The organism is Dapis brunnea BLCC-M229 (genome assembly GCF_050015995.1).
In the GTDB taxonomy this organism is placed as follows: domain Bacteria; phylum Cyanobacteriota; class Cyanobacteriia; order Cyanobacteriales; family Microcoleaceae; genus Trichodesmium.
In genome coordinates, this window is sequence record NZ_JBNHEP010000190.1 from 1 (window position 1) to 7,631 (window position 7,631).

The window sequence follows — 7,631 nt, forward strand, 5'->3', positions numbered from 1 at the left end:
TCATCCCGACGCTCCCCTACGGGAGAGCGCGGGACTTCCCGCCGGGGGAGTTAAAAAAGATGTATAATAAAATATGTAATTAATTTTGCATCAGCACCTATAAAGAAATTTATACCAAATTCAAAAAGGGGTAAATACAGAAAGGGAAAACTTGTCTAAAATTTATCAAACTTACTCATAAATATAGATATTAAGCTAAAATAAGCAATTTTTCTCAGTTGTGGCTCCATAGAGTCCTGATCAGCTACAATTAAGATATGAAGCTAGTTGAACGTCATGTTATCAGCAAATCCCATGATTTGTGGTCAGCTTGTGACCACAAGGCTTTTTTGTCGAAAAATCTCTTTAATTTAGCTAACTATTATTATCGTCAATATTTCTTTAGTAATCAAAAGAAATTAAATTTTACCGAACTTTATCACCATGTATCTAAAAGTGACGATTATCAAGCTTTACCTACTAAGGTAAGCAAGCAAATTATTAGGAGATTAGATCAAAGTTGGACAAGTTATTCTGCCGCTTTAAAAGCATGGCAAAAACAGCCAAATAAATTTTTAGGGAAACCAAAAATACCTAAATATAAACATAAGACATGCATGCCGAAATATTCTGCCCTATCCAGAGGAATCAATTTACAAAAAATCCTTAAAAAAAGGAATTTGTCATCTGTCTATGAGTGAAATAAAAATTCCTACTTCACAGACAGAAATAATAGAGGCCAGAATCATCCCCAAAAGTAGCTGTTACATAATAGAAATAGTCTATGAAAAATCGGAAGAAATAACAAATAATCAACAAGTAGCAGGAGTGGATATAGGAGTAAATAACTTAATAGCTGTAACTACAAATCAAACAGGAATTGCACCTCTATTGATTAAAGGCAGACCATTAAAGGCCATTAACACATTTTATAATAAACAGCGCTCTTGTTTACAATCTGAATTAAAAAACAACCACAATAGAAGTAATTCAGAGCGGTTAAAAAAATTAACTCACATTCATGTCGGCTCTTAGCCGAAACGAAATTGTCGAGTAGAAAATTATCTCCATACAGCCAGTAAAAGAGTAATAGATTGGTGTGTCAACCATGAAATAGGCCAATTAGTTATTGGGCACAACCATACCTGGAAACAAGAGGTAAAATTAGGAAAAAAGAACAATCAACAATTTGTCAATATCCCTCATTATAGGTTAATAGAGATGTTAACGTATAAAGCCAAACTCAAAGGAATAAAAGTAATAATTACAGAAGAATCTTATACATCTCAATCAAGCTGTTTAGATGGGGATAAATTACCAAAATATGGAGAGAAAAAACCGAAATTTAGTGGAAAAAGAGTAACAAGAGGGTTGTATAAAACCGGTGAAAATAAATTATTAAATGCAGATGTAAATGGGTCGTTGAACATTATTAAAAAAGTAATTCCTGATGTCTTTGACCAGGGAATAAAGGGTTTGCCGTTTAACCCTGTGGTGGTCGATCCACTACGAATGACGAGACTTTCAGACCTTTGAGTAAGTTTGAGTAAGTTTAGTTGAGCGGTTGTTACAGTAAAAAAGGGAGTAAGGTCTTAGAAAAAATATACTTAAAACGAGTAATTGTATCCATCTCGTCTATGGACAGATTGGATATGGTTTCGAGATACAGACAAAATTTTATCCCCATGTCGGACATCAAAATTGCCTTTGGTTCTCACCGTTTTAATCCTGACTCCTTTTAACCCAGCATTTTTCCTTTTGACCACATTGATAATATCCCCAGTTTTCCAACCTGGTACAGTTTTTTTTTGCCTTGTAACCAATCCTAGGAAAACCATATTTATCCATTTGTACTAGACTGACACACCTTAAATGGTGCAATAAATTTTTAGGAAAAGTCTGAATTTATCAGAGATTAAGTCATTTTTCTAATGCACATTTTTAGCTGTGTCGGTCTAGTAACATTTGTCGGCAACCATGTCCCATTGTTTTTACCACTAAGGGTTGAGAAGTCAGCATTGTTAACTTTTCAACTTCACCAATACTGGCTGCATCTATCTAGTGTTATGCATGGCAAATTCAATCGACAACGGTTGTATTTAATACCAGCACTACTACCAGTAATTACGGGCAAACCTTTTGCTTTTAAAGTTTCAAAAATTTGAGAGGGAGTTGAGTTAACCGCAGCAGCATCTTTTAATGGGGTTTTGGCAACCTTTAGAACCAGAGCTAGTAGGGAAGTGGACTAACCATTTCAGCGACTTGAGCACTTTGATTAGATTTGTGGTTAGTCTTCATATTCTGGCACCTTAGTTTTCTGAGGAATATTCACACGCGTTGCTTGATAAGGTTTTGGAGCCTCATCATCAGCCCAAGCATCTTTCTCTATCTCCTCATCATATTCATACTCTGGAGTTGCTTGATAATCTTTCTGCTGATTTTTATCCTCTTCATAATCATATTCAGCACCCGAGTCGCCCCAATTATCTTCTTCATAGTAATCGTCATTAGCAGGTTCTCGTCTGACCTGGTGTGCTGATGGCGGAGCTACAGGTTCTGGCTCATAATAGTCATCATAGACTGTTTCTCGTTCTAGTTGCCGTGGAGGAGAAGCCTCTTCTGGCTGATAATAGTCATTATAAACTGGTTCTGGTTCAACTACTCTACGTCTTATTGGATCTGGTTCAGCCCAGTCTTCATCCCATGTTTCCTGAGTAGAGGGTGATACTGTACGAATAGGTTCACGAGTCACTGGTGTTCCTGAAGTTAATTGATTCTCAGGTTTCACAGTAGGAGGATAATATAATCCCTCTTCTTCTCTTTGCCAAGGAGCTTCCCCTAAACCTAGACGTTCTAATACTCCTACTGTTAACTGTTGTAGTTTTTCTTCAGAACCTTCAAACACAATTAGACGATTTGGCCCACTACTGACAATTTCATCAATTGACAGTTCATAAGTACTAATAACTTGCTCTGGAATTTGAGGTATACCAATAGAAGCGATAATCAATGACAAAACTTTACCATCTCTGGTATCAAGTTTGAAACCTCTAACTCTGCCTAACAGTTCACCATTTTCTGTCAAGACTTCACTATTTATCAGACTACTATAGGCTTCAGCATCAATATCTTCTTCTACTACTTCTTCATCATCTACTAAGATAACATCGCCTATTTCACGAATATTCTTGAGAAACATAAACTTGGGTATTCCAGCCACTGCCAATATATTGTCCCGTAGTCCAATAGCTACCACCTCTCGTCTATCAACATCTACCCATAACTGACTTACTACCCCTAGGCGTTTACCTTTATCACGAGTAATTATTTGAGTTCCTAATAGTTCGGAGCGTTGGCGGATTTTTTCAGATGTCATTATAGTCTAATCCCGATTTTTAAATAAAAAGTCAAAAGTCAAAAGTCAAAAGTCAAAAGTTAGATAAAATTATAATTTATCAATAAAGAATTGAGTAAGACCCAGGTAGAATTAAATTCTGAATTTTGTAGTTGGAATGAATGAAGAATAAGGTTTCATTACCCCTGCTAAATCTACAATAACCCTGGTCTAAAATTAGTAGTGGGTTTTCCCCAGAAGCTTATTGTAACTTCTGCCTACTTCTTAAATTGACTTTTAGTTTTGCAGTAGCAGATTTGAAGTAGCACTCAGCAATCAGCTTCTTTTGGTCTATAGAACCCATTTGGGATCTTTGCCCGCGATTAAATTTTTGAGTCAGGAGTCGTCTGTGGGAATTAGGCAATGCAGGAAAAAGATTGAAAAATACTCCCCTACTCCCCCACTCCCCTACTCCCTACTCCCTACTACCTATCTGGTCATTTTAATCCCTAAAACTTGAGTATGAGCGCCTCTAGCTTGGGTCACACCGATAGTACGTTCAGATGATTCCATCATTGGCCTCCGTAGACTAACAACAATAAACTGAGCTTGTTGTGCCTGTTGTTTTATCATTTTAGCTAATCGCTCCACATTTGCCCCATCTAGAAACATATCCACTTCGTCAAAGGCATAAAAAGGAGATGGGCGGTAACGTTGTAGGGCGAAAATAAAGCTTAAGGCTGTTAAAGATTTTTCTCCTCCAGACATGGAGGCCAATCTTTGGACTGGCTTTCCTTTGGGGTGGGCTACTAAATTTAACCCACTGTTAAAGGGATCTTCTTGGTTTTCTAGTTGGAGATAACCGTCTCCTTCGGAAAGTGTGGCAAAGATTGTCTGAAAATTTTGATTCACAGCATCAAAAGCCTCAAAAAATGAACGTTGTCTTAGGGTAGTAAAGTTTTCTATTCTTAACAACAGTTCTGTTCGCTCTCCTTCCAGAGTGGATAATTTTTGACTTAATTCTTCTAGTCGTTTCTGAGTTTGCTCATATTCTTCGAGGGCTAACATATTTACAGGTTCTAGGGCTTGAAGTTGTTTCTGTAGGGATCTGACCTCCTTTTCTAATTCTCCCATTTTAATATTTTCGGGCACTGTTGGGATTGGATCGGGCACTTCTGCTTTTTGCTCTTCTAACTGGGTTTGTAAAGCGACTAACTGTTCCCGACGTCCCTGTTGAGATTCCTGTAATTTTTGTAGCTGCCATTCTAATTGTTGTTTAGCTAAATGAAGTTCCCGTAGATTAGCTTCAGCTTGGTCTCGCTTTTGTTTCTCTGTCCCTAACTTTTCTTCTGCTTTGGCCATACCTACTTTAGTCTGGGTAATTTGCTCATCCACAACTGAAATTTGACTATTTACTTCTTTTATGGTATTTTTAGCCTTTAATTCTTGCTCTTGATATTCTGAACGGCGACGAGAAGTTGTTTCTACCTTTTCTTGTAAGAGCTGTTGTTGATTTTCTAAATCTTGTAGTTGTTGTTCGGCAGTCCGTAAAGTAGTTTCCCGTTCTTGCAAAACTGCCTCTTGAGACCGAATCATAGATTGCATCTGTTGCCATTCACTGTGAGTATGAGATTTTTCCAACTCGGCTAAAGTTTCTCTTAGCTGAGTTAACTGGGTTTCCTGAACTGGAATTTCTCGATCTAGGGATACTAATCTAGTTTGAGCATTAGCCAATTCTTGAGTATTTTTCTCTAATTGCCCTTGCCCTTGCTCCTGTTGTTTGGTCAATTTTTGCAATTCTGCCTCAATTTGTTCTACTTTGAGCTGAGTTTCCCGAAAATACTGCCTTCCTTCCATCAAAGCTCGCGATCGCTCTTTCAGCTTTTCTTGGAGTTGAGAAATTTCTGCCACACATCGCTCTAGAACTATATCTATTTCTTGTAAACGTTGACGATGGCTTTCCATTTCTCCTATTTCTGTCGAGTCATTATCATCAACGGTGCCAAAATGCAAGCTCCCGGAACGGCGCGACATACTTCCACCAGTCATCGCCCCACTACTCTCTAATATTTCCCCATCCAGAGTAACTATCCGATATTTACCTAAATGTTGTCTAGCATTTGCCAAAGTATCAAAGACCACGGTTGAACCAAACACATAAGCAAAAATATTTCCGTAACGAGAGTCACAGTCTATCAAATTCACAGCATAATCTATAAATCCGGCTGCTCCCCAACGTAAACTATTATCTTGGTTGAGTCTGGGAGGTCTAATTTTATTCAAAGGCAAAAATGTCATCCTGCCAGCTTTTTGCTTTTTCAAAAATTCAATTCCGGAGGCAGCCACTCGATCATTTTCGACTACCATATTCCCTAGACGGCTACCCGCAGCAATTTCTAAAGCTAATTGATATTTAGGTTCGACTTTTCCGAGTTGTGCGACTAATCCACAAATGCCGGAAATACCCGACTGTTGTAGCATTTTAGTGGCATAAGTACCTGTGGCTTCTTGAATTGCTTGTTGTTGAGCTTCTAATTTATCAAGTTTTCTTTGTCTATCTCTTTGTTCTTGAAGGAGGCGAGTTTGAGTATCTTGCTGAATTTGTAAGTCTTGTTCTACAGCCTCTAATTGTTTTGTCAAAGATTCTACTTGATAACTGGATGCTTCTTTTGACTCTTTTATCTGTTCGTTGTACTTTGTCTGATTTTCAATTTCTACTCCTAGAGTTCCTAAAGACTCCTGTTGTTCTTGAATTTGCTTTTCTAACTGGTAAATTTTTTCCCTAACTCTAGCTTGCTCAGTCCGTTGGGGGTTAACGGTTTGTTGTAGAGTTTCAATTTGATGATGAAGTTCAGCTTGTTGTTTTACCCAAGCTTCAGCAGTATCGGCAATGGCACTAGCTGACTCTCGTTGTTGATTGAGAATTTCAATAGCCCCGTTGCGGGTAGCTTCTAAAGATGAGAGATTTTGACTTTGAACAATTTTTTCTGTGGCTAATACTTCTAAATTTTGCTGGAGTCTATCTACTTCTTCCTCTAGTTGACTAAGATTAGTTTTAGTCTGATTAATAGTAGTCTCTAATTCTTTCTGCTTTTCCTGGAGTTGTCGGCGCTCCACTTCTTGGGTAGCCAGAGTTGACTGTAAAGCTAAAAGTTCCTCTTCCCCCAAAGCCTTTACTTGAGCATTAAATTTATCTAATTCAGTTTGAGCCTCCTGAATTTCAGTTTGTTTAGTCTGAATATTTTCGTTAAATTCAGCGAGGGAGCGATCGCCCGACTCAATATTTTCCCGAAGTTTCCATACCTGCTTTTGGAGATTTTGCCATCTCAGAATAGTTTGCCAGAGACTCTTTTCCTCCAACTCCCCTCGTAACTGTTGATATTTTTTAGCCTTTACACAATCTTGGGAAAGACGGTCACATTGTTTCTGCAATTCTTTTTCCACAATGCGACTTTTTTCCTCCTGCTCCTTCACCTCGTCTAATTTGCCTTTTGCCAGAGAAATTTTTCTATCGAACTGAGCCACCCCTGCCAACTCATCAATAATCTCCCGACGTTCACGAGGCTTCATAGAAATAATCCCAGTCACATCACCCTGGAGAACCACGTTATATCCTTCCGCATAAACCCGAAGTTGATTTAGTTGTTCGTGGAGCTCAGTCAGAGTACATGACTGACCATTCATATAATAAGTAGAAGTATAAGTGCCTTGTTTAGTAACTCGGAGGCGACGAGAAATACTCCACTCTAATAATGAATCAAAAGAATTAGCTATCTCGAAAGGGTCTTCAGATTCATATTCTAAAATTTTAGTTCCGTTTTCCTCTTCTGGTAGTTCTGATTCTAGTAGTTGTGACTGTGAAGAGTATTGTTCTTTATGACCATTATTTTGATTTGAGAGGTCTTCCAAATCAAAGGTGACAGTAACAATAGTTTCTACAGTTTTACGTCCAGCTAATTTATTGTTAACCAAATCTGGCAGACGTTCAGCTCTCATACCCTTGGAAGTAGATAAGCCCAGACAAAATAGAAGTGCATCGAGAATATTAGATTTGCCAGAACCATTCGGCCCAGAAACCACAGTAAAGCCGGGCAACAAAGGAATTGTCGTTGTGCCACCGAAGGATTTAAAGTTTGTCAGTTCCAGGCGTTTGATATGAACCATGAAGGCCAGTTTTCGGACTGGATAGATTTGTATCTAATTAATTATAGACAGGACTTGGGGATTGTGGCTTTTAGTTTCTAGGATTTTTTGGAGTGGTAGCTTTTATTGCGTATATGGCAATAGGAATTTTTACTCAATGGAAATTTCATCTGTA

The 7,631-nt window shown here is 38.1% G+C and carries 5 protein-coding genes; 3 read left to right on the top strand and 2 right to left on the bottom strand.

The window, feature by feature from the left end:
- Positions 1-257: 257 nt before the first annotated feature.
- The 3 genes from ACP6PM_RS21450 to ACP6PM_RS21460 are packed head-to-tail and all read left to right on the top strand — an operon-like array spanning position 258 to position 1,515.
- The gene (locus tag ACP6PM_RS21450) at positions 258-680 is read left to right on the top strand and encodes a transposase (protein ID WP_426588206.1); all 423 of its coding nucleotides are present in this window, start codon (positions 258-260) and stop codon (positions 678-680) included.
- Positions 673-1,014, top strand: a complete 342-nt coding sequence (locus ACP6PM_RS21455) for a transposase (RefSeq protein ID WP_426588208.1) — start codon at positions 673-675, stop codon at positions 1,012-1,014. Before ACP6PM_RS21450 ends, ACP6PM_RS21455 begins: the two co-directional genes overlap by 8 nt.
- A gap of 54 nt (positions 1,015-1,068) precedes the next feature.
- Positions 1,069-1,515, top strand: coding sequence for a zinc ribbon domain-containing protein (locus ACP6PM_RS21460; protein ID WP_426588249.1), 447 nt, complete (start codon positions 1,069-1,071; stop codon positions 1,513-1,515).
- 751 nt (positions 1,516-2,266) lie between these two features.
- Here the strand turns inward: ACP6PM_RS21460 and ACP6PM_RS21465 are convergent.
- Both ACP6PM_RS21465 and smc read right to left on the bottom strand, forming a co-directional pair.
- A complete protein-coding gene (locus ACP6PM_RS21465) occupies positions 2,267-3,355 on the bottom strand; it encodes a PRC-barrel domain-containing protein (RefSeq protein WP_426588210.1) in 1,089 nt (362 codons plus the stop codon).
- A gap of 447 nt (positions 3,356-3,802) precedes the next feature.
- Positions 3,803-7,477: a chromosome segregation protein SMC gene (smc, locus tag ACP6PM_RS21470; RefSeq protein ID WP_426588211.1), complete on the bottom strand. Its 3,675-nt coding sequence runs from the start codon at positions 7,475-7,477 to the stop codon at positions 3,803-3,805.
- Positions 7,478-7,631 lie beyond the last annotated feature (154 nt).